Genomic DNA, 22,333 nt, shown 5'->3' with positions numbered 1-22,333 from the left:
GCGAGCGAAATCGGAGAAGCCTGTTAGTGATAGCACAAGACATAACGGAACAGTTTGGAAAGACTGGCCATAGCGGGTGATAGCCCCGTACGTGAAATGACCTGTGTGGTACTGAGCTAACGACAAGTAGGGCGGGACACGAGAAATCCTGTCTGAATATGGGGGGACCATCCTCCAAGGCTAAATACTCATCATTGACCGATAGTGAACTAGTACCGTGAGGGAAAGGCGAAAAGAACCCCGGGAGGGGAGTGAAATAGATCCTGAAACCGCGTGCTTACAAAAAGTAGGAGCCTCGTAAGGGGTGACTGCGTACCTTTTGTATAATGGGTCAGCGACTTACATTCAGTGGCAAGGTTAACCGAATAGGGAAGCCGTAGAGAAATCGAGTCCGAATAGGGCGATCAGTCGCTGGGTGTAGACCCGAAACCAAGTGATCTATCCATGGCCAGGATGAAGGTGCCGTAACAGGTACTGGAGGTCCGAACCGACTAGTGTTGCAAAACTAGCGGATGAGCTGTGGATAGGGGTGAAAGGCTAAACAAACTTGGAAATAGCTGGTTCTCTCCGAAAACTATTTAGGTAGTGCCTCAAGTATTACCATCGGGGGTAGAGCACTGTTTTGGCTAGGGGGTCATGGCGACTTACCAAACCAAGGCAAACTCCGAATACCGATGAGTACAGCTTGGGAGACAGAGCACCGGGTGCTAACGTCCGGACTCAAGAGGGAAACAACCCAGACCGCCAGCTAAGGTCCCTAAAATTGGCTAAGTGGGAAACGAAGTGGGAAGGCTAAAACAGTCAGGATGTTGGCTTAGAAGCAGCCATCATTTAAAGAAAGCGTAATAGCTCACTGATCGAGTCGTCCTGCGCGGAAGATGTAACGGGGCTAAGCCAGTTACCGAAGCTGCGGATTTGCAATTTATTGCAAGTGGTAGGAGAGCGTTCTGTAAGCCTGTGAAGGTGCGTTGTAAAGCGTGCTGGAGGTATCAGAAGTGCGAATGCTGACATGAGTAGCGTTAAAGGGGGTGAAAAGCCCCCTCGCCGTAAGCGCAAGGTTTTCTACGCAACGTTCATCGGCGTAGAGTGAGTCGGCCCCTAAGGCGAGGCAGAGATGCGTAGCTGATGGGAAACAGGTCAATATTCCTGTACCGATATATAGTGCGATGTGGGGACGGATCTTAATAGGTCATCCAGTTATTGGATTATTCTGGTTTAGTTGGATGTAGGCGTGCATTAGGCAAATCCGGTGCACATATACCGAGGCCAACGATCGAGCGGACTTGTCCGTGAAGTGACTGAACGAGGTTCCAGGAAAAGCCACTAAGCTTCAGCTATATACGACCGTACCGCAAACCGACACTGGTGCGCGAGATGAGTATTCTAAGGCGCTTGAGAGAACTCAGGAGAAGGAACTCGGCAAATTGACACCGTAACTTCGGAAGAAGGTGTGCCCTATTAGTGTGTAGTGAACAACGAAGCATGAATGGGTTGCAAAAAATCGGTGGCTGCGACTGTTTATTAAAAACACAGCACTCTGCAAACACGAAAGTGGACGTATAGGGTGTGACGCCTGCCCGGTGCTGGAAGATTAAATGATGGGGTGCAAGCTCTTGATTGAAGTCCCAGTAAACGGCGGCCGTAACTATAACGGTCCTAAGGTAGCGAAATTCCTTGTCGGGTAAGTTCCGACCTGCACGAATGGCGTAACGATGGCCACACTGTCTCCTCCTGAGACTCAGCGAAGTTGAAATGTTTGTGATGATGCAATCTCCCCGCGGAAAGACGGAAAGACCCCATGAACCTTTACTGTAGCTTTGTATTGGACTTTGAACAGATCTGTGTAGGATAGGTGGGAGGCTTTGAAGCAGGGTCGCTAGATCTTGTGGAGCCAACGTTGAAATACCACCCTGGTGTGTTTGAGGTTCTAACCTAGGTCCATTATCTGGATCGGGGACAGTGCATGGTAGGCAGTTTGACTGGGGCGGTCTCCTCCCAAAGCGTAACGGAGGAGTTCGAAGGTACGCTAGTTACGGTCGGACATCGTGACGATAGTGCAATGGCATAAGCGTGCTTAACTGCGAGACTGACAAGTCGAGCAGATGCGAAAGCAGGACATAGTGATCCGGTGGTTCTGTATGGAAGGGCCATCGCTCAACGGATAAAAGGTACTCTGGGGATAACAGGCTGATACCGCCCAAGAGTTCATATCGACGGCGGTGTTTGGCACCTCGATGTCGGCTCATCTCATCCTGGGGCTGTAGCCGGTCCCAAGGGTATGGCTGTTCGCCATTTAAAGAGGTACGTGAGCTGGGTTTAAAACGTCGTGAGACAGTTTGGTCCCTATCTTCCGTGGGCGCTGCAGATTTGAGGAAGCCTGCTCCTAGTACGAGAGGACCGGAGTGGACACACCTCTGGTGTATCGGTTGTCACGCCAGTGGCATTGCCGAGTAGCTAAGTGTGGAAGAGATAACCGCTGAAAGCATCTAAGCGGGAAACTCGTTTCAAGATGAGATCTGCCGGGGCCTTGAGCCCCCTGAAGAGTCGTTCGAGACCAGGACGTTGATAGGTCAGGTGTGGAAGCGCAGTAATGCGTTAAGCTAACTGATACTAATTGCTCGTGAGGCTTGACCCTATAAACTTTGATCAGACCGAAAGGTCGCGAATACATGATCAAGGTGTTATGCCAAGTTGACGCATTCAAAATAATTCGCCAAAAGCTGATTCCAAACTCTATGAATTCGTTTGATTGATCGTGTGATCAGTCAGACAACAAGTTATGCCTGATGACCATAGCGACGTGGTACCACTCCTTCCCATCCCGAACAGGACAGTGAAACGCGTCAGCGCCGATGATAGTGCGGGTTCCCGTGTGAAAGTAGGTCATCGTCAGGCTCTTACAGCCCTAGACAAGCCCCAACCGACCGGTTGGGGCTTTTCTTTTTGGGGAAATGGAATACAAAGCGCCATTGGAAATGCATCTTCAGGCGTTTCTCGGGGCGCTGTTTTCATTGGCGTCTGAAGCGGCCCTGTGAAAAGGCCGCAAGGGTTCAGACATTCACCAGGCTGTCGCCCTCCCGGCGTGCCGCCCCCGAGCCGATGAGCTCCTTCAGCAGTTCTTCGCTCAGGGATGCCAGGTCGTATGTGCTGAAGAAACGCGTCTGGATGGCCTTGAAATAGGGCGTCGCGCCGCGCCATTCGGTCCATTGCGCGCCGGACATGCGCTGCTGCTCCAGCAGCTTGAACTTGATAAGCACCTTGAAGGCATGCCGCGCATGCTTGACCGGATCGCGCACCATGCCGTCCAGCCGTCGGCGGGCCGTGGCCAAGGCCGTTTTCACGTCTGGAAAGACCCGGCCGTGGCCAGGCACCACCCATTCGGGCGCCAGTCGCTCGATCTGGTCCAGCGTCGCGGCCACTTCCGCAAAGGAGGGCTCCCCGATCAGCTCCGGAAACACCACGCCGAAACCGTGTTCCCACAGGGCGTCGGCGGAGACAAGGGTGCGCGAGGCAGGCTCGAACAGCATCACCGAGTTGGGATCGTGCCCGGGGGCGGCATGCACCTCCCAGCGGCGATCGCCCAGCTGCCGTTCGGTTTCGCCGCTCAGCGTGCCTTGCGCCGTGAACCGGGGGCACTGCTGGCCCGTCGCGCGGTAGCTCAGCGCACCCTGGTCCCACAGGGCCACGGCGCTGGCCTCGCCCGCGGGGACCTCGGTCTGCAGCGCCGGATAGCGTTGCTGCAGGGCGGCGTTGCCGCCGCAGTGGTCGCTGTGCAGATGGGTGTTGAGCAGCAGCGACAGGGGCTGGTCCTGCAATGCGTCCTCGACCAGGGCCACGGTCTGCGCCGCGTGGGTGGCGTAGCCGCTGTCGACCAGCACCGGCCGCTCACCGCGCAGCAGGATGTTGTTCGACGACAGCCAGCCGCGTTCGAAGACCGTGATGTCCGCCGGAAAAGGGCGGGTCACGCCGATGTCGTCGCGCTGGTGCGCAATTCGCGCCGAAGGATCTTCCCGACGTTGGTCTTGGGCAGGGCGTCCTTGAACTCGATGTGCCGGGGGCGCTTGTAGCCGGTGAGGTTCTCGTTGCAGTAGCGCAGCACGGCTTCCTCCGTCACGGTCGCGTCCTTGCGCACCACGAAGACCTTGATCGCCTCGCCCTGCTTCTCGTCGGGCACGCCGATGGCCGCGCATTCCACGACGCCGGGGCACAGCGAGATGACGTTCTCGAGTTCGTTCGGAAAGACGTTGAAGCCGCTGACCAGGATCATGTCCTTCTTGCGGTCCACGATGCGGCTGTAGCCGTCGTCCTGCATCACGGCAATGTCGCCGGTGCGCATGAAACCGTCGGCGGTGAAGGCCGCGGCCGTCTCGGCGGGCTGGTTGTGATAGCCCCGCATCACGTTGGGCCCCTTGATGCAGAGCTCGCCGGCCTGGCCATTGGGCAGCGAGTGGCCTTCGTCGTCCTTGATGGCGATCTCGATGCCCGGCAGGGGGAGGCCGATGGTGCCGGTGAAGGCGGTGTTGCTCACCGGGTTGTTGGTGCCGATGGCGCAGGTCTCGCTCATGCCCCAGCCCTCGATCATGGGACAGCCCGTGGCCTCGAACCAGCGCTTGGCCGTGCCTTCGGAGGCGGCCATGCCGCCCGCCTGGGACACGAACAGCGTCGAGAAGTCCAGCTTCTTGAATTCGGGATGCACCAGCAGCGCGTTGAACAGCGTGTTGACCGCGGGCAGCATGTGGAAGGGCCGCTTCTTCAGCACCGCGATGAACTTGTTGAGGTCGCGCGGGTTGGGGATCAGCGTGAGGTGCGAGCCCTGGCGGATCGCCAGCAGGCACAGCGTGAGCGCGAAGATGTGATACAGCGGCAGCGCCGCAATGCTGTTGACCTTGGCCAGGTCGCCCGCGCGGCCCAGCGCCGGCGTGAACCAGGCCTCGGCCTGCAGCGTGGCCGCGACGATGTTGCGATGCGTGAGCACCGCCCCCTTCGACAGCCCGGTCGTGCCGCCCGTGTACTGCAGGAAGGCCACCGAATCGAGCGTGCTCGGGTCCTTGCTCAAGGTGCGCTGCGCACCCTGGCTCATGACCTGCGAGAAGGGCGTGACCGTGCGGTCGTCGTTCAGCGGCAGCTTGTAGGGCGGCACCATGCGCGCGAGATGGCGCACGGCCAGCGTGATCCAGGTGCCGTAGAGCCCGCCCAGCAAGTCGCCCATCGAGGTGATCACCACATGCTTGATCGGCGTGCGCTCGATCACCTGCTGCAGCGTGACCGCGAAGTTCTCGAGGATCACGATGGTCGTGGCGCCCGAGTCCGTCAGTTGATGTTCGAGTTCCCGCGCGGTGTAGAGCGGATTGACGTTCACGCAGGTGAAGCCGGCGCGCAGCACGCCGCACATGGTGACCGCGAACTGCGGCACGTTGGGCAGCATGATCGCGACCTTGGCGCCGGGCTCGAGCCCGAGCGACTGCAGCCAGGCGCCCATGGCCTTCGACTGCCGGTCGAGCTGCGCATAGGACATCCATTGCTCCATGCAGACCGAGAACGGGCGTTCGGCGTAGCGCTGGAAGGCCTCCTCGAACATGTGGCCCAGCGACCGGTATTGCTCGGGATGCACCTCGTGAGGCACTCCCGGCGGATAGCTATTCAAGACGGATGACTGCATGCGCGCTCCTTTGCAACGCATTGTGCGAGGCCGCATGGCAATCCGTTCTGGGGGCTTGCCCCAGTGCGCGCTGCTACTTGAGCCAGCGGTCCATCACGCGCGGCAGTTCGCCGCCGGCCTGCGCGAGGTGCAACCATTGGTCGACATAGGCCTTGAAAGCCCCGTCGCCGCGCGGCAGCATCCACGCCATCTCGCCGTACTGCAGCGGCCGGTCGGGGTTGACCGCGCAGAGGCCCGGCTTGAGCCGCTGCTGCGTCAGGGCCTCGGCCGCCTCGGTCACGAACACATCGGCGCGGTTGGCCAGGATCTCGTCGAAGATCGTCACGTTCTCGCCATGCAAGGTCATCTGCGCGCGCTGGAAGTTGGCGCGGGCGAAGCGTTCGTTGCTGCCACCCGGGTTGAAGATCACGCGCGTGCCGGGCTGGTCGATGGCCGCGACGCTCTGGTACTTCTGAACGTCCGCGCAGCGCGCGATCGGCGTCTTGCCGTTGACCATGTAGGGCGTGCTGAAGAACGCTTTCTTCTGACGGTCCGTCGTCACCGAGACTCCGCCGACCGCGATGTCGCAGCGGTCGGCCACCAGGTCGGGCAGCAGGTTGGCCCAGGTGGTCTTGACCCAGACCGGCTTTGCGCCCAAGCTCGCCGCCAGGCTTTGCACCAGGTCGACGTCGATGCCCTCGAAGCCGGCATCGGGCTTCTGGAAGCTGAAGGGCCTGTAGTCGCCCGGTGTGCAGACCCGCAGCGCGGCCGCGGCCTGTACCTGGTCGAGCCGCGACGGCGCAGAGGCCGCGCCCGGTGGCGTGACGGCGCAGGCACTCAGAAGCGCCGCCGCCGTGGCGGCCAGGGCGAGACGAGGCAAAAAGGACGCATGTGGCATGGGCTCTCTCCAGTGGCGGCGACGCCAAATGTGACCAGGCATTCTGCGCGTCCGCGGCGCCGGCGCAACGCTTTCTGGGGGGAACTGCCCAATCCGTGCACTTCTTCCCATGTCGTGAAAACGGTTTCTTGAGTAATAGGGATTAACCCTTATATTCGACACATGCATCCCGCCAAGGCCTTCCTCCAAGCCTCCTTAGGGCTTGGCTCCTTCCTGCGGCCGCCCGTGGTCGAGGCCCAGGCGCGCAGCCGTCCGGCCGCGCCCGCCCCGGTGATGGTCCCGATCCGCACCATCGGCCCGCGCGAACGCGGGCGCATCGGCCGCCATCTGCTGGCGCTGACCCCGCACGACCGCTACCTGCGCTTCGGCTACGCCGCCTCCGACGAGCAGGTGCAGCGCTATGTCGACGGCCTCGATTTCGAGCGCGACGAGCTGTTCGGCATCTACAACCGCCGCCTCGACCTGATCGCCATGGCGCACGTCGCCTTCGCCCCCGCGGGCCAGCCGCGCGAATGCGCCGAGTTCGGCGTCTCGGTGGCCGAGCATGCGCGCGGCCGCGGCTACGGCGCCCGCCTGTTCGAACGTGCGGTGGTCGCCGCGCGCAACGAAGGCGTGGGCATGCTGTTCATCCATGCGCTGAGCGAGAACGCGGCCATGCTCAAGATCGCCCGCAAGGCGGGCGCGTCGGTGGTGCGCAGCGGTTCCGAATCCGAGGCGCACCTGGAGCTGCCCTCGCCCACGCTCGACAGCCGGCTCAACGAGATCGCGCTCGAGCACTACGCCGAGGTCGACTACCAGCTCAAGAGCCGCGCCAAGCAGTTCTGGTCCTTCCTGGCCACGGTGCAGGAAGTGCGCAGCGGCATGCGTGCCGCGCGCGAGAAATCGGCGCCCTGAGCGGCGCCCCGGGGCCCGCGCAGCGGGGGGCATCGCCTTTCCGTTATCCTTGCGCTTCCCCAACTCCGCCCTCCCGCAGTGGCCGACCCTCACCCTGATCGCACTCCCGTTGAACGGGAAGACAAACGCAGCTTTCTTCAAAAACTCGCCGAATTCATCCATCCAGGACCGGATTCGCGCGACGAGCTGATCGAGACCCTCGCAGACGCCGAAGACAACGACGTGATCGGCGCCGAATCGCGCGTCATGCTCGAAGGGGTGCTGCGGATGGCCGACATGACGGCCGGCGACGTGATGGTCGCCGCGCCGCGCATGGACCTGGTGAACATCGATTCGCCCTACGACGCGCTGCTGCACGTCGTGATCGACACCGCGCACTCGCGCTTCCCGGTGTACGAGGGCGAGAAGGAAAACATCATCGGCATCCTGCTCGCGAAGGACCTGCTCAAGCTGCAGCGCGCGCCGGGGCTCAACATCCGTGCCCTGCTGCGGCCCGCGACCTTCGTGCCCGAGAGCAAGGGCCTGAACGACCTGCTGCGCGAGTTCCGCGGCAACCGCAACCACCTCGCGATCGTGATCGACGAGTTCGGCCGCGTGGCCGGGCTGATCACCATCGAGGACGTGCTCGAGCAGATCGTGGGCGAGATCGAGGACGAGTTCGACATCGCCGAGGACGAGGGCGACATCTTCGGCCTGGCCGACCACACCTACCGCGTGTCGGGCGACACGCCCATCGAGCGCGTGGCCGAGGCCTTCGGCATCACCTTCGACGACGAGGCGCTGAGCGAGGACTTCGACACCATCGGCGGCCTGATCGCCCACGAGATGGGCCACGTGCCCAAGAAGGGCGAGCACCACGCGCTGGGCGGCTTCGACTTCGTGGTGCTGCACACCAAGGGCGGCGCGGTGCGCTGGTTCAAGGTGTCGCCGGCCCGCGGCAGCGACGCGGCCGACTGATGCGCGGCGCGCCGGCTTCCACCTCCGCCAACCTGTTCCGCCTGCTGGGCTTCGGCGTCGCCGGACTGGCCCAGGCCCTGTCGATGGCCTCGCCCGCGGGCGGCAAGCCGCTGTGGTGGCTGCAGCTGCTGTCGCTGGCGGCCCTGGTCTGGCTGCTCGACGGCCTGCGCGCGCAGGGCGCGGGCTGGCGTCGCGCCGGCCTGCATGGCTGGCTCTTCGCCACCGCCTGGCTGGCCGGCAGCTTCTGGTGGTTGTTCATCTCGATGCACACCTACGGCGGCCTGCCGGCGCCGCTGGCCGCGATCGCGGTGCTCGCACTGGCCGCGGGGCTCGGGCTCTACTACGCGGTCGCGGCCGCCTGGTTCGTGGTGCGCGGCCCCACCGGGCGGGTGACGGGCGCGCTGGTCTTCGCCGCGCTCTGGACCGTGGCCGAACTGGTGCGCGGCAGCTGGTTCACCGGCCTGCCCTGGGGCGCCGGTGGCTACGCGCATGTGGAAGGGCCGCTGGCCGCGCTCGCGCCCTGGGTGGGTGTCTACGGCATCGGCGCGGCCGCCGCCCTGGTGGTGGCGCTGGCGGCGCTGCGGCGCGCGGTGCGTGGCCTCGAGTTCGGCGTGGCGCTGTCGCTGATGGCGCTGGTGTTCGCGCTGCCGCAACTGGTGCCCACGCTGGGCGCCGACGTGCAGGGCGACAAGGGTGCGACCGGCAGGCTCGACGTGGCTTTGCTCCAGGGCAACATCCCGCAGGACGAGAAATTCATTCCCGGCGGCGGCATCGAGACTGCGCTGCGCTGGTACGGCGAGCAGCTGCGCGATGCCAAGGCCTCGCTGGTGGTGACGCCCGAGACCGCCTTGCCGCTGCTGCCGCGCCAGCTGCCGCCCGGCTACCTCGATGCGATCCAGGCGCGCTACAGCCAGGGCCAGCAGGCGGCGATCGTCGGCCTGCCCATGAGCGATACTGCCGGCCCGGGCAGCTACAGCAACGCGGTGCTGGGCTTCCAGCCGCAGGCCGCGCAGCCCTACATCTACAGCAAGCACCACCTGGTGCCCTTCGGCGAGTTCATTCCCACGGGCTTCCGCTGGTTCATCGACATGATGCACATCCCGCTGGGCGACTTCGCGCGCGGCGGGCTCGCGCAGGCGCCCTTCCTCTGGCAGGGCCAGCGCATCGCGCCGAACATCTGCTACGAGGATCTGTTCGGCGACGAGATCGGCGCCAACTTCAAGGACGAGGCCACGGCCCCGACCATCCTGCTCAACGTGAGCAACATCGCGTGGTTCGGCGACTCGGTGGCCATCGACCAGCACCTGTCGATCTCGCGCATGCGCGCGCTCGAATTCGCGCGGCCGATGGTGCGCGCCACCAACACCGGCGCCACGGTGGTGATCGATGCACAAGGCCGTGTCACGCACGAGTTGCCGCGCCTCACGCGCGGCGTGCTCGAGGCCAGCGTCGAAGGCCGGCGCGGGCTCACGCCCTATGCGCGCTGGGTCGCGCCCTTCGGCCTGTGGCCGCTGTGGATCCTCGCGCTGGGCACCGTGGCCGCGGCCTTCGTGCTGGGCCGCCGCCGCCCGCGCTGAACCTCAGGCGCCGGTCTTCACCGGCCAGTCGCGCAGCTTGCCCGGGTTGAGCAGGCCCAGCGGATCGAAACGATGCTTGACCGCGATGACCTCGGGCGGCAGCGGGCCGCCGGCCTTGCCGTCTTCCACGATGTTCACGTGCGGGTTGTTGATGTGCACGTCGTGCGCGCGGTGGATGTCGATGATCTCGTTCAGGCGCTCTTCGGTGCGAAAGCGCACCAGCTGCAGCCCGCTGCAGGTCATGAGCCCCGCCACGTTGCGGATGAACTCGGTGTGCATCATCACCTCGCCGCCCAGCAGCTGCTCCATCTCGAGGATCTGTTCGACATGCCGGCCGGGGATGAAGCCGCTCTGCAGGTAGGTCAGCGTCGGGTCGATCTTGAGCGCGTGCAGCGTGGTGTGGTTCCAGGTGAACTCCATCAGGGTGCGGTTGCTCTTCTGCACCTCGGCCGCGGTCTTGCGGTAGCTGACCGTGCCGCCGTGCGCCTCCACCAGCAGCAGCATCGCGGGCTCCGACGACTCGGCCACCAGCGACAGCACCGTGTGGCAGCCCTGGGGCAGGTGCGCCGCCAGCTGCGCCAGGTGATCGGAGATCGGCGCCGCGAAGAAGGAGACGCCGCGCTTCACGATGCCCGGCGCGTTCGCGAGCTTGTCGGCGAAGTTCAGCGCGCGCTCGAAGTCGTCAAAGGTCACGAGCGTCTCGAGCCACGGGTGCGCCGGCGCGAGCGCGAATTCCAGTTCGAGCACCAGGCCGTTGGTGCCCCACAGGTGGTGCATGCGCATCGCCTCGGCGCCGCGCAGCTCGATCATCTGCGGCTCGGCCTCGATGGTCATCGCACGGATGCCGAGCACGTTGCCCGGCGCGCTCAGCGGCCCGTGGTTGATCGAGCCCACGCCGCCGAAGCCGCCGCCGAACAGGCCGCCCAGCGTGGCGCTGCGGTAGGTCGAGGGCACGCAGCGCAGTTCCTGGCCGGTGGCCTTGGTCTTCTTCTCGAGTTCGCCCAGGCGGATGCCGGCCTGGGCGCGCACCACGCCGGGCTGCACCCAGAGGCAGGCGTTGTAGCCGGTCATGTCGAGCACCACGCCGCCCGCGAGCGGCGTGGTCTGGCCGTAGTTGCCGGTGCCGCTGCCGCGGATGGTGATCGGCACGTTGCGGCGCGCGCAGGCGCCGACCACCGCGCGGATCTCTTCCTCGGTGCGCGGGCGCACCACCACGTCGGCGCGCTTGCCCTCGAGCTGGCGCACCAGCACCGGGCTGAACCAGGAGAAGTCCTGCGACAGCCGCGTGACGCGGCCCTCGTCGGTGATCCATTCGAGGTCGGGGAGTTCGAGCAGCAACTGCTCGATGGCGGAGGCGGGAGCGTTCATGGTCGGTTCAATCCTGGGAAAGTTCGCTCGCGTGCCACGAGCCCAGCGCCAGCTTCGAGAGCCAGGCCATGAGCACGAAGAGCGCGACGCCGGTGAGGGAAATCAGCAGCAGGGCCGCGAACATGCGCGGGATGTTGAGCTGGAAGCCGGCCTGCAGGATCTGGTAGGCCAGGCCCGCGCCCGCGCCGCCCGTGCCCGCGACGAACTCGGCCACCACCGCGCCGATCAGCGCGAGGCCGCTGGAGATGCGCAGGCCGCCGAAGAAGTAGGGCAGCGCGCTCGGGATGCGCAGCCGCACCAGCTGCTGCCAGCGCGTGGCGCGGTTGAGCTTGAAGTAGCTCTGCAGGTCGGGGTCGATGCTGCGCAGGCCCAGCGTGGTGTTGGCGATGATCGGGAACAGCGCCACCAGCGCGGCGCACACCGTCATCGCCGCCACCGGGCTCTTGATCCAGATGATGATCAGCGGCGCCACCGCCACGATGGGCGTGACCTGCAGCAGCACCGCATAGGGAAAGAGTGCGGTCTCGATGCGCTTGCTCTGCACGAACAGGAAGGAGATCAGCACGCCCGCCACCGTGGCCAGCCCGAAGGACAGCAAGGTGATCTTGAGCGTGACCAGCAGCGCATTGCCCAGCGGCACCCAGTCGGCGATCAGCGTCTGCAGCATCAGCCAGGGCGAGGGCACGAGGTAGGGCGGCAGCTCCATCGCCACCACCATCCACTGCCACAGCGCCACCAGCACCACGCCGATCAGCACCGGGTAGAGCACGCGCTGCACGCGCGGCTGGTCCAGCAAGGGCACGCGAACCTTGGAGGGCGCCTTCATCGCACGGCCTCCTCTTCGAAGCGGCTGGCGCGCAGCAGGCTGTCCTGCAGCTGCTTGGCGTAGCGCGCGAATTCGGGCGTGACCATGAAGTCGGCGCTGCGCGGATAGGGTTCGTCGATCTGGAACTGCTCCACCACGCGGCCCGGCCGCGCGGCCATCATCACCACGCGGCTCGACAGGAACACCGCCTCGTGGATCGAGTGCGTGACGAAGATCACCGTGAGCTTCTTCTTGCGCCAGAGCTCGAGCAGGTCGGCATCGAGCCTGTGGCGCGTGATCTCGTCGAGCGCGCCGAAGGGCTCGTCCATCAGCAGCAGGTCGGGCTGCGTGACCAGGCCACGCGCGATCGACACGCGCATCTGCATGCCGCCCGAGAGCGCGCGCGGCAGCGCGTCGGCGAACTTCTCCAGGCCCACGAGCGCCAGCGATTCGCTCACGCGCGCCTCGGCCTCGGCGCGCGGCACGCCGGCCAGGTCCAGCGGCAGCCGCACGTTGGTGCGCACGCTGGCCCAGGGCATCAGCGTGGCCGACTGGAACACGAAGGACATCCGGCGCGTGCTGTCGTGCAACTGGCTCACCGGCTTGCGCCACACCAGCAGCCGGCCGTCGCTGGGCTCGAGCATGCCCGCCACCATCTTGAGCAGCGTGCTCTTGCCGCAGCCCGAAGGGCCGAGCAGCGTGACGAACTCGCCCTCGGCGATCGACAGGTCCACTGGCAGCAGCGCCTGCGTGCCGTTGGGGTAGGTCTTCTCGGCCGAGAGGATCTCGACGGCGGGCACCGCGGGAGCGAGCGCCTGGGGTTCGATGCGATTCATGCCAAAGGCCTTTCGAGCACGGCCGCCATGCGCGGCCGTCGGGTGTCAGGGCTGAACGAGGTCCAGGCGATCAGGGCAGGACCTTGAGATCCTTCACGAACTCGGTCGTGTAGGTCTTGGCCACATCCACCTTGGCCGGGTCGAGCAGCTTGGCGCTCACCAGGAAGTCGTAGCTGGCCTTGGCGCGCGCATCGGTGATCACGCCGATGCCCTGCTTGGCCGCGTCGCCGCCGGTGATCATTCCCAGCTCTTTCAGCTTCGCGACGCTGTAGGCCAGCTGTTCGTCGGTCATGTTGGGGTTGTCCTTCTTGATCAGCGCGTTGGCGGGCGCGGGATCGGCGAGGTAGCTCTTCCAGCCTTCGGCCGAAGCCTTGACGAAGGCCGCGACCTGCTTGCTGCGCTCCTTCACCGTCTTGTCCATGCACGACACCGTGACCGCATAGGAGGGATAGCCGTGGTCGCTGAACATCAGCACCGTGGTCTTCACGCCGGCCTTCTGGATGGCGTAGGGCTCCGAGGTCAGGTAACCCTGCTGCGCGGCGTTCTTGTCGGCCACGAAGGGCTGGATGTTGAAGGTGTAGGGCCGGGCCTGTTCGTCGGTGAAGCCGAACTTGGCCTTGAGCCAGGGCCAGTAGCCGCGGTTGGCCTGCGCGCCGATGAGCAGGGTCTTGCCCTTGAGGTCCTCGAACTTCTTCACGTCCTCGTGCGCGATCAGCACCTGCGGGTCCTTCTGCATGAAGGCCGCGACGTTGACCACCGGCACGCCGCCTTCGCGCACCTGCATCATCTGGATGTCGCTCGAACCCATGATGCAGTCGGCCTGGCCGGCGGCCATCATCTGCGTGATGTTGACCTGCGGGCCACCCATCTTGATGGTCACGTCCAGGCCGTGCTTCTTGTAGATACCCTGGGCCACCGCCTGGTAGAAGCCGCCGTGCTCGGCCTGCGCGTACCAGTTGGTCATGTAGGTGAACTTGTCGTCGGCGTGCGCGGACGCGGCGGCGAAGAGAGCGATGGCGGCGGCGCCAACCAGGGAAGGTGCGAGAGAGCGCATGGCGTGGACCTCTTTTTTGAAGATGAAGGGGAAGAAAAAGGAGCGCCGCTTCAGGCCGGCGTGAAGCTCTGCTGGATGAAACCCTGCTGGTGGCCGCGCTCCCAGGTGGCTTCCTCGCGCACGATCCACTGCAGCGCATGCAGCTCGGTCAGTGCCTGGGCCCAGCTGTCGGAGAGCGTGTCGAGGATCGCGTGGCCCTGTTCGCGCGTGGCGGTGGTCGGGTCGCCGATCACGCCGCTGGGGCCGAAGTCGCGCGCGGTCCAGGCGCAGGCCGGGCGGCCGTCGGCCGACAGCAGCTTGATCGGGAAGGGCGGCGGGAAGTTGGCGACCGCGCGCTCCATGTGCACGGTGTCGGGCGCGAGCGCGAGCATCAGCGCGGTCTCGGAATGGCCGGCGTGCATCGCGAGCTTCTTCTCCTGCTCGCTGACCTGCTGGCTGGCCGCGCTCGGCAGCCGCGACACGCCATGCGGCACCACCACGAAATCGCCATGGCGCAGCCGCAGTTCACGTGCCGCCATCTCCAGCACCTGCGGCTGGCCGCCGTGGCCGTTGGCGAACAGCAGCTTGCGAAAGCCCGAGCGGTAGACCGACTCGCCGATCTCGATCACCGTCGAGAGCAGCGTGGTGCCGGTCAGGGTCATGGTGCCGGGGAAGTGCAGGTGCTCTTCCGACTTGCCGTAGGTGAGGGTGGGCAGCGCGAAGGCGCGCACCTCGGCCGGCAGCTTCTCCAGCGCCTTGCCCATCACGCCCGAGCTGATCACGCTGTCGACCGAGCACGGCAGGTGCGGGCCGTGCTGCTCGATGGCGCCGCAGGGCAGCACGATCACGGTGTTCTCGCGCTCGGGCAGTGCGGCGATTTCGGTCCAGCTCAGGTAGGGCAGGAAGCGGTGGGGCGGGATGTAGCCGTGGAGCATGGGAATTCCTGTTCGTCAGGTCGGGAGAAAAGGCGTGGCGTCGCCGTGCGTCACATGGCCGTCGCGCAGCACCACGCGCTTCGCGCTGCGCGAGGGCCAGCCGTGGCGGTCGGCGTCGGTGAAGAGCACCAGGTCGGCGCGTTCGCCGACCAGCGTGGGGCGTGCGGGCGCCGTGCCGCGCCGCAACCAGTCGGCGCGGCACAGCGCCTGCGACCAGGTGTCGAAGGGCGCGTCGAGCTGCGCCACCAGCGCGGCCGTGCCCAATGCCTCGACCGGGTCGAAGCTGCCGAGCCGGCAGAAGGGGTCCTGCACGTTGTCGCTGGCGAACAGCAGCGGGATGCCGCGGGCCTGCGCTTCCTTCACCAGCGTGATGCCGCGCAGGCGCGGCGTGCGGCCGGTGACCGCGTCCTGCAGCAGCAGGTTGGTGGCGGGCAGCGACACCACCGTGATCGGTGCGCGCGCCACGGCGTCGAGCGTGGACAGGGCCTGCGCCTCGGGCTGGACCGCGAGCGCGCAGATGTGGCCGCAGACCACGCGGCCCTCGTAGCCGATCTCGTGCAGCAGGCGCGCGGTGGTCTGCAGGCCCACGGCCACGGCGTTGAGTTCCTCGTCGACGTGCAGGTCGATGTCCAGGTCGCAGGCCTGCGCGGCCACCAGCAGGTTGCGCAACGCGTTCTCGCTCCAGTTGGTCGAATGCACGAAGCCGCCCAGCAGCGCGTGCGGGCCCGTGGCCTTGACCTGCTGCGCGAGCCGCAGGGCCTGCGCCGCGTCCTCGAACAGCGGCAGCTTGATCAGCGCCACCTGCTCGAGCCGCACCTTGCCGGCCCAGTCCTGCGCCAGTTCGGCCATCACCGGCCAGGCCATGGGCACCGAGTCGGGCTCCCACCAGTCGACATGGGTGCGCACATGCGTGGTGCCGCATGCCCAGGCCCACTGCAGGCCGCGCGCGGCGCGCTCGCGCACGTCTTCGGGCGTCCAGTGCGCGCGGTCGGCCAGCATCGCGTCGATGGCGCCGAGCAGGCCGGGCTGCACCGCCTTCATGCGCGGCAAGGTGAAGGCCTTGTCGAGATGCGTGTGGGCATCGACGAAGCCGGGCAGGGCCAGCCGGCCGCCGAGGTCCCAGGCCGAAGGCGATGGCGCGGCCGGCTGCACCGAGCGCACGCGGCCGCCTTCGATCGCCACGCTGGCCAGCACCGGCACGCCGTCCTGCTGGGGCCAGTCGTTGGCCAGCAGCCAGCGGGGCAGACGCAGGTTGTTCAGGAGGACCGGCTCACGCATTTGAATTTGACCGCTTAATCAGAGTAAGTGGTCAGGTTATGCAAGTGACGTGCCAGCGCAGGCGCACCGGCATAGGGCGCCTGGGTCGTTCAGCGGGGAATCAGCGGGCGCGGTGCCCGCGTGGCCTCAGCTCTTGATATCGCAGCCGTGCAGTACGAAGGCGACGAGCTCGCGCGCGATCGGCTCACGGTCGATGGGCGCGTCGGGCGGCAGGCCGAGCATCACGCGGGTCTGGATCGCGTAGTCGGCGTAGCTCTGGGTCATGGCCCAGATGTGCATCAGCAGGATGCGCGCATCGAGCGGGCGCATCTGGCCGCGCGCGATCCAGCCGTTGATCACGTCGACCTTCTTCTGCGTCCAGGCCCGCGCGTTGGGCCAGTAGCGGTCGAGGTTGCGCCCGCCGTCGAGGATCTCGCGCGTGAAGATGCGCGACATCTCGGGGCTGTCGATGGCGTGGTCCAGCTTCTTGCGGATGTAGTCGCCCAGCACCGTGGCCGGGTCGCTCGCGTCGCCGAAGGAGAACACCACCTTCCAGGCGTGCAGCACCTGCATCAGCAGTTCCTCGTAGAGCTCTTCCTTGCCCACGATGTAGTAGTGCAGCTGGGGCTTGGTCAGGCCCGCGCGCGCCGCGATGGCCTGGGTCGAGGTGCCCTTGAGCCCGTGCAGGCTGAACTCCGCGACCGCCGCGGTGCGGATCGCCGCCATGATGCGTTCGCGCCCCGGCCGCGCGCGCGACAGCGGCCCTTCGGGGGCGGGCATTTCCAGGGCGGTCGACAGCGAGAGGGCGGCGGATTCGGTGGTCATGGCAAAGGGGCGCGGGGGTGCGCCCGGCCGATGGTAATCCTTGGCGCATGACGGCATGCGATGGCGGCATGGGCGCGCAAGGCGGGCGGGCACGGTTCCTGTATCTTCCTCGCCGCTTCGCCAAGATTCATCTCAACCCAAGGAGTTTCCATGTACCTTTCTCCCCGTTTTCGCGCCTTCGCGACCGGCGCCGCCCTGCTGGCCGCCAGCGCGCTCGCGCAGGCGCAGCAGGCCCTGCCCAATGTGGTGATCCTGGCCACCGGCGGCACCATCGCGGGGGCCGGCGCCTCGGCCGTCAACAGCGCGACCTATGCGGCCGCCAAGGTGGGCGTCGAGAAGCTCATCGCCGGCCTGCCCGAACTGACGAAGATCGCCAACGTCAAGGGCGAGCAGGTGTTCCAGGTGGCGTCCGAAAGCCTGACCGACGACAACCTGCTGACGCTGGCCAAGCGCGTCTCGGCGCTGTCCAAGCAGAGCGACGTCGACGGCATCGTCATCACCCACGGCACCGACACGCTGGAGGAAACCGCCTACTTCCTGACGCTGACCGTGCACACCGCCAAGCCGATCATCGTGGTCGGCTCGATGCGCCCGGGCACCGCGCTGTCGGCCGACGGCGCGCTCAACCTCTACAACGCGGTCAGCGTGGCGGGCAGCAAGGACGCGATGGGCAAGGGCGTGCTCGTGACCATGAACGACGAGATCCAGAGCGGTCGCGACGTGAGCAAGTCCATTAACATCAAGACCGAGGCCTTCAAGAGCCAGTGGGGCCCGCTGGGCATGGTGGTCGAGGGCAGGAACTACTGGTTCCGCGCGCCGGTCAAGCGCCACACGATGCAGTCGGAGTTCGACATCGACGCCATCACCGCGCTGCCGCCGGTCGAGATCGCCATGGGCTACGAAGGCGTGTCCTCGACGGCCATCGACGCGCTGGGCAAGAGCGGCATCAAGGCCCTGGTCCACGGCGGCACCGGCAACGGCTCGGTGGCCAACCGCATCGTGCCCAACCTGCAGAAGGTGCGTGCCGACGGCGTGATCGTGATCCGCAGTTCGCGCGTGCCCGACGGCTTCGTGCTGCGCAACGCCGAGCAGCCCGACGACAAGTACGACTGGGTGGTGGCGCACGACCTGCGCCCGCAGAAGGCCCGCATCCTGGCGATGGTGGCGCTGACCAAGACCAGCGACACCAGGGAACTGCAGCGGATCTTCTGGGAATACTGATCCGCAACCCGCCCGCTACGCCGCGCGCTTCAGGCTGCGGTGGCGGGCGAACTCGATGCTCGCGATGCACACCGCGAGCCAGGCGCCGCCCGAGCACAGGCCGGCGATCACGTCGCTCGGGAAGTGCGCGCGCAGGAAGATGCGGCTGCAGGCCACGGTGACCACGATCACCGAGGCCGCCACCACGGTCGGCACGCGCCAGCCCGGCGCCAGCAGGCGAAAGCCCAGGTAGCCCAGCATGCCGTACATCACCATCGAGCCCGAGCTGTGGCCGCTCGGGAAGCTGTAGCCCGACACCTGCACGAAGCCGGCCTCGTGCACCGGGCGGGCGCGCTCGAAGATGTCCTTGAGCACATGGTTGAGCAGCGCGATGCCGCCGGTCGCCGCCACCCAGCCGGCGGCGAAGCCCCGGTGGCCGCGCAGCCACAGCCACAGCGCCACCGCCACCGACAGCGGCGCCCCGAACCAGGGATCGGCCAGGTGCGTGAGCTGCGCGAACACGGCGCGCACGCCGGCCGGCGTGTGGGCGCCGACGGCGCTGCTCATGGCGTCGTCGAACACGCCCATCGGCCGGCCCTGGCCCAATTCCTCCGCCACTTCGGCAAAGCCCCAGGCCAGCAGCAGCACCAGCGCCAGGCCCAGCGCCAGCCCGGCGAACAGGCGCCGGGGCTGCGGCTCGCCGCTCGCCACATGGCGATGGCGCAGGTGCTCGAAGGCCCAGGCCGCGCCGCCGGCCGCCAGGGCCACCACCACCAGCAGCACCAGGAAGCCGGGCCAGGCATGCGCGCCCAGCAGTTCTCCAAGGGCGGCGATGTCGGCGTGGTCGTTGGGCATGGGTCGGGAAAGGGGGAAGGCGAGGGGGGCATCGAGCATAGCGGCCGGGGGCGTCTTCTCCCTTCGATGACCCCGCACCGGCCCCACCCTAAAATAGCCGGTTCGTTGCGCCACGGGGTTCTCCCGCTGGGCGGCCGCCATCACGCAGAGCCATGCTGACCTTCCAACAAATCATCCTCAAACTGCAGTCGTACTGGGCCGAACAGGGCTGCGCACTGCTGCAGCCCTACGACATGGAAGTGGGTGCGGGCACCTCGCACACCGCCACCTTCCTGCGCGCCCTCGGCCCCGAGCCCTGGAAGGCCGCCTATGTGCAGCCCAGCCGCCGCCCCAAGGACGGCCGCTACGGCGAGAACCCCAACCGCCTGCAGCATTACTACCAGTACCAGGTGGTGCTCAAGCCTGCGCCCTCGAACATCCTCGAGCTGTACCTGGGCTCGCTCGAGGCGCTGGGCTTCGACCTGAAGAAGAACGACATCCGCTTCGTCGAGGACGATTGGGAGAACCCCACGCTCGGCGCCTGGGGCCTGGGCTGGGAGGTCTGGCTCAACGGCATGGAGGTCACGCAGTTCACCTACTTCCAGCAGGTGGGCGGCATCGACTGCAAGCCCATCACCGGCGAGATCACCTACGGCCTGGAGCGCCTGGCCATGTACCTGCAGGGCGTGGACAACGTCTACAACCTGACGTGGACCGACGGCCTGAGCTACGGCGACGTCTACAAGCAGAACGAGGTCGAACAGTCGACCTACAACTTCGAGCACAGCGACGCCGACTTCCTGTTCTCGGCCTTCACGGCGCACGAGAAGCAGGCCAAGCACCTGATCGAGGCGCAGCTCGCGCTGCCGGCCTACGAGCAGGTGCTCAAGGCCGCGCACAGCTTCAACCTGCTCGACGCGCGCGGCGCGATCAGCGTGACCGAGCGCGCGGCCTACATCGGCCGCATCCGCAATCTCGCGCGCGCCGTGGCGCAGAGCTACTACGAGAGCCGTGAACGCCTGGGCTTCCCGATGGCGCCGCCCGAGTGGGTGGCGCAGATGACGCCGGCAACGAAGAAAGCAGCCTGAGCGATGACGATGACTCCCACCAAGAACCTGCTGGTCGAACTGTTCGTTGAAGAACTCCCGCCCAAGGCACTGAAGAAACTGGGCGATGCCTTCGCCGGCGTGCTGCGTGACCAGCTGGTCGCCCAGGGGCTGGCCTCGGCCGAGAGCGTGCTCACGGCCTTCGCGTCCCCGCGCCGGCTCGCCGCGCACCTCACGGGCGTGCTGGCGCAGGCCGCCGACAAGGCCGTCTCACAGAAGCTGATGCCGGTGAGCGTCGGCCTCGATGCGTCGGGCAACGCCACGCCGGCCCTGCTCAAGCGCCTGGGCGCGCTGGGCGCCGACGCCGCCGCCGTGCCCGCGCTCAAGCGTGCGCCCGACGGCAAGGCCGAGGCCCTGTTCTACGAAAGCACCGCCAAGGGCGCCACGCTGGCTGACGGCCTGCAGAAGGCGCTGGCCGAAGCCATCGCCAAGCTGCCGATCCCCAAGGTCATGAGCTACCAGCTCGAGAGCGGCTGCGAGCTGCCGGGCTGGAGCAGCGTGAGCTTCGTGCGCCCCGCGCACGGCCTGGTCGCGCTGCACGGCACCGAGGTGGTGGCGATCGAGGCGCTGGGCCTCCAGGCCGGCCGCGACACGCACGGCCACCGCTTCGAAGCCCGGGTCGACCCGGTGGTGCTGCGCGATGCCGACAGCTATGCGCCGCAGCTGGCCGACGAGGGCGCGGTGATTGCGTCCTTCGACGCCCGCCGCGCCGAGATCGTGCGCCAGCTGGCCGCGGCGGCTGCCAAGGTCGGCGGTGGCGTCAAGCCCATCCACGACGACGCGCTGCTGGACGAGGTCACGGCGCTGGTCGAACGGCCCAACGTGCTGGTCTGCGAATTCGAGCGCGAGTTCCTCGACGTGCCGCAGGAATGCCTGATCCTCACGATGAAGGCCAACCAGAAGTACTTCCCGCTGCTCGACGCGGCCGACAAGCTGACCCACCAGTTCCTGGTGGTGAGCAACATCTCGCCCGACGACGCCAGCGCCGTGATCGGCGGCAACGAGCGCGTGGTGCGCCCGCGCCTGGCCGACGCCAAGTTCTTCTTCGACCAGGACCGCAAGAAATCGCTGGCCTCGCGCGTCGAATCGCTGGCCAAGGTGGTCTATCACAACAAGCTGGGCACGCAGGGCGAACGCGTGGAGCGCGTGATGCGCATCGCGCAGGCCATCGCCACGCAGCTTGCCGAATCGACCGGCGACACCGGCTTGGCCGCCAAGGCCGTGCAGGCCGCGCAGCTGGCCAAGGCCGACCTGGTGACCGACATGGTGGGCGAATTCCCCGAGCTGCAAGGCACCATGGGCCGCTACTACGCGCTGCACGACGGCCTCGACGCCGCGGTGGCCGACGCCATCGAGGACCACTACAAGCCGCGCTTCGCCGGCGACACGCTTCCGCGCGACACCGTCGGCACCGTGGTCGCGATGGCCGACAAGCTCGAGACCCTGGTCGGCATGTTCGGCATCGGCAACCTGCCCACCGGCGACCGCGACCCCTTCGCGCTGCGCCGCCATGCGCTGGGCGTGCTGCGCATGCTGATCGAAGGCAAGCTGCCGCTGCAGCTGCGCGCGGTGCTGGCCCAGGCCTTCGCCGCCTTCAGCGCCCCGCTGGCCGGCGGCGCCGCGCTGACCGACCCCACCGATGCGCTCGAATCCTTCATCTTCGACCGCCTCGCCGGCAGCCTGCGCGAGCAGGGCGCCAGCGCGCAGGAAGTCGATGCGGTGCTGGCCTCGCGCCCGCAGCGCCTGGCCGAAGTGCCCGCGCTGCTGGCGGCCGTGCGCGCCTTCGCGGTGCTGCCCGAAGCCCCGGCGCTGGCCGCGGCCAACAAGCGCATCGGCAACATCCTCAAGAAGTCGCCAGAGGCCGATGCCCACGTGAGCGAACTGCTGCTGCAGGAGCCGGCCGAGAAGGCGCTCTACGACGCGATGCAGCAGACCGTGCCCGCGGCCGACGCGCAGTTCGCCGCCGGCGACTACACCGCCTCGCTGCAGACCCTGGCCGCGCTGCGCGCGCCGGTCGACGCTTTCTTCGACGGCGTGATGGTGAACGCCGAGCAGGTCGACCTGCGGCTGAACCGCCTGGGCCTGCTGATGCTGCTGCATGCGGCGATGAACCGCGTGGCGCAGCTGGAACGGCTGGCGGCCTGAGGCACCGCGCTCGATAATTCGATCC

The 22,333-nt window shown here is 66.5% G+C and carries 17 protein-coding genes and 2 rRNA genes (1 of these 19 cut by a window edge); 8 read left to right on the top strand and 11 right to left on the bottom strand.

The genetic code is table 11. The features are described 5' to 3' along the window. A 23S ribosomal RNA gene (locus A9977_RS24670) occupies positions 1–2,635 on the top strand (it extends 241 nt beyond the left edge of the window). 147 nt (positions 2,636–2,782) lie between these two features. Continuing rightward, positions 2,783–2,895 (top strand): 5S ribosomal RNA (gene rrf, locus A9977_RS24665). A 155-nt stretch (positions 2,896–3,050) separates the two neighbouring features. On the opposite strand, the gene A9977_RS24660 is transcribed toward rrf, so the two are convergent. The 3 genes from A9977_RS24660 to A9977_RS24650 all read right to left on the bottom strand — a co-directional run bounded on the left by A9977_RS24660 (position 3,051) and on the right by A9977_RS24650 (position 6,536). Then, a complete protein-coding gene (locus tag A9977_RS24660; protein WP_220812072.1) occupies positions 3,051–3,965 on the bottom strand; it encodes an MBL fold metallo-hydrolase in 915 nt (304 codons plus the stop codon). Next, the gene (locus tag A9977_RS24655; protein WP_183027479.1) at positions 3,962–5,659 is read right to left on the bottom strand and encodes an AMP-binding protein; all 1,698 of its coding nucleotides are present in this window, start codon (positions 5,657–5,659) and stop codon (positions 3,962–3,964) included. The genes A9977_RS24660 and A9977_RS24655 overlap by 4 nt, the downstream gene beginning before the upstream one ends. 73 nt (positions 5,660–5,732) lie before the next feature. Continuing rightward, the gene (locus tag A9977_RS24650) at positions 5,733–6,536 is read right to left on the bottom strand and encodes a transporter substrate-binding domain-containing protein (RefSeq protein ID WP_183027478.1); all 804 of its coding nucleotides are present in this window, start codon (positions 6,534–6,536) and stop codon (positions 5,733–5,735) included. A 162-nt stretch (positions 6,537–6,698) separates the two neighbouring features. Here A9977_RS24650 and A9977_RS24645 point away from each other — a divergent pair, with 162 nt between their 5' ends. From A9977_RS24645 to lnt, 3 genes are all read left to right on the top strand, one after another. Continuing rightward, positions 6,699–7,430 (top strand): GNAT family N-acetyltransferase, encoded by a 732-nt coding sequence (locus A9977_RS24645; protein ID WP_183027477.1) that lies wholly within the window; start codon positions 6,699–6,701, stop codon positions 7,428–7,430. Positions 7,431–7,508: 78 nt separating this feature from the next. Continuing rightward, a complete protein-coding gene (locus A9977_RS24640; RefSeq protein ID WP_183027476.1) occupies positions 7,509–8,387 on the top strand; it encodes an HlyC/CorC family transporter in 879 nt (292 codons plus the stop codon). Further along, on the top strand, positions 8,387–9,964 hold the full coding sequence (lnt, locus tag A9977_RS24635) for an apolipoprotein N-acyltransferase (RefSeq protein WP_183027475.1): 1,578 nt from the start codon (positions 8,387–8,389) through the stop codon (positions 9,962–9,964). The genes A9977_RS24640 and lnt overlap by 1 nt, the downstream gene beginning before the upstream one ends. 3 nt (positions 9,965–9,967) lie before the next feature. Here the strand turns inward: lnt and A9977_RS24630 are convergent, their stop codons facing one another. From A9977_RS24630 to A9977_RS24600, 7 genes are all read right to left on the bottom strand, one after another. Continuing rightward, the gene (locus A9977_RS24630) at positions 9,968–11,332 is read right to left on the bottom strand and encodes an FAD-binding oxidoreductase (protein WP_183027474.1); all 1,365 of its coding nucleotides are present in this window, start codon (positions 11,330–11,332) and stop codon (positions 9,968–9,970) included. A gap of 7 nt (positions 11,333–11,339) precedes the next feature. Further along, positions 11,340–12,158: an ABC transporter permease gene (locus A9977_RS24625; RefSeq protein WP_183027473.1), complete on the bottom strand. Its 819-nt coding sequence runs from the start codon at positions 12,156–12,158 to the stop codon at positions 11,340–11,342. Beyond that, complete coding sequence (locus A9977_RS24620) at positions 12,155–12,973, bottom strand: ABC transporter ATP-binding protein (protein ID WP_183027472.1); 819 nt, start codon at positions 12,971–12,973, stop codon at positions 12,155–12,157. Before A9977_RS24620 ends, A9977_RS24625 begins: the two co-directional genes overlap by 4 nt. A gap of 70 nt (positions 12,974–13,043) precedes the next feature. Then, entirely contained in the window at positions 13,044–14,027 is a 984-nt protein-coding gene (locus tag A9977_RS24615) for an ABC transporter substrate-binding protein (RefSeq protein ID WP_183027471.1), read from the bottom strand. A gap of 50 nt (positions 14,028–14,077) precedes the next feature. Continuing rightward, positions 14,078–14,941: a creatininase family protein gene (locus tag A9977_RS24610; protein ID WP_183027470.1), complete on the bottom strand. Its 864-nt coding sequence runs from the start codon at positions 14,939–14,941 to the stop codon at positions 14,078–14,080. Between the two features lie 15 nt (positions 14,942–14,956). Next, positions 14,957–16,219 carry an amidohydrolase family protein gene (locus tag A9977_RS24605; RefSeq protein ID WP_183027469.1) on the bottom strand — a complete coding sequence of 421 codons (1,263 nt, stop codon included), beginning with the start codon at positions 16,217–16,219 and terminating at the stop codon, positions 14,957–14,959. A 126-nt stretch (positions 16,220–16,345) separates the two neighbouring features. Beyond that, on the bottom strand, positions 16,346–17,023 hold the full coding sequence (locus A9977_RS24600; protein ID WP_183027468.1) for a TetR/AcrR family transcriptional regulator: 678 nt from the start codon (positions 17,021–17,023) through the stop codon (positions 16,346–16,348). A gap of 150 nt (positions 17,024–17,173) precedes the next feature. Between A9977_RS24600 and A9977_RS24595 the strand changes: the two genes are divergently transcribed. Beyond that, a complete protein-coding gene (locus A9977_RS24595) occupies positions 17,174–18,244 on the top strand; it encodes an asparaginase (RefSeq protein ID WP_183027467.1) in 1,071 nt (356 codons plus the stop codon). Positions 18,245–18,259: 15 nt separating this feature from the next. Here A9977_RS24595 and A9977_RS24590 read toward each other — a convergent pair whose 3' ends face one another. Then, positions 18,260–19,078 carry a phosphatase PAP2 family protein gene (locus A9977_RS24590; protein WP_183027466.1) on the bottom strand — a complete coding sequence of 273 codons (819 nt, stop codon included), beginning with the start codon at positions 19,076–19,078 and terminating at the stop codon, positions 18,260–18,262. Between the two features lie 152 nt (positions 19,079–19,230). On the opposite strand from A9977_RS24590, the gene glyQ reads away from it, so the two are divergent. Together glyQ and glyS are read left to right on the top strand one after the other, a co-directional pair. Next, the gene (gene glyQ / locus A9977_RS24585) at positions 19,231–20,145 is read left to right on the top strand and encodes a glycine--tRNA ligase subunit alpha (protein WP_183027465.1); all 915 of its coding nucleotides are present in this window, start codon (positions 19,231–19,233) and stop codon (positions 20,143–20,145) included. Between the two features lie 9 nt (positions 20,146–20,154). Next, entirely contained in the window at positions 20,155–22,308 is a 2,154-nt protein-coding gene (gene glyS / locus A9977_RS24580) for a glycine--tRNA ligase subunit beta (protein WP_183027552.1), read from the top strand. The last annotated feature ends 25 nt before the right edge of the window (positions 22,309–22,333 follow it).

The organism is Variovorax sp. UMC13, from assembly GCF_014170375.1.
GTDB lineage: Bacteria > Pseudomonadota > Gammaproteobacteria > Burkholderiales > Burkholderiaceae_C > Variovorax.
Note: the sequence above shows the minus strand (reverse complement) of the source record. Positions and strands in the feature narration are given on the sequence as shown.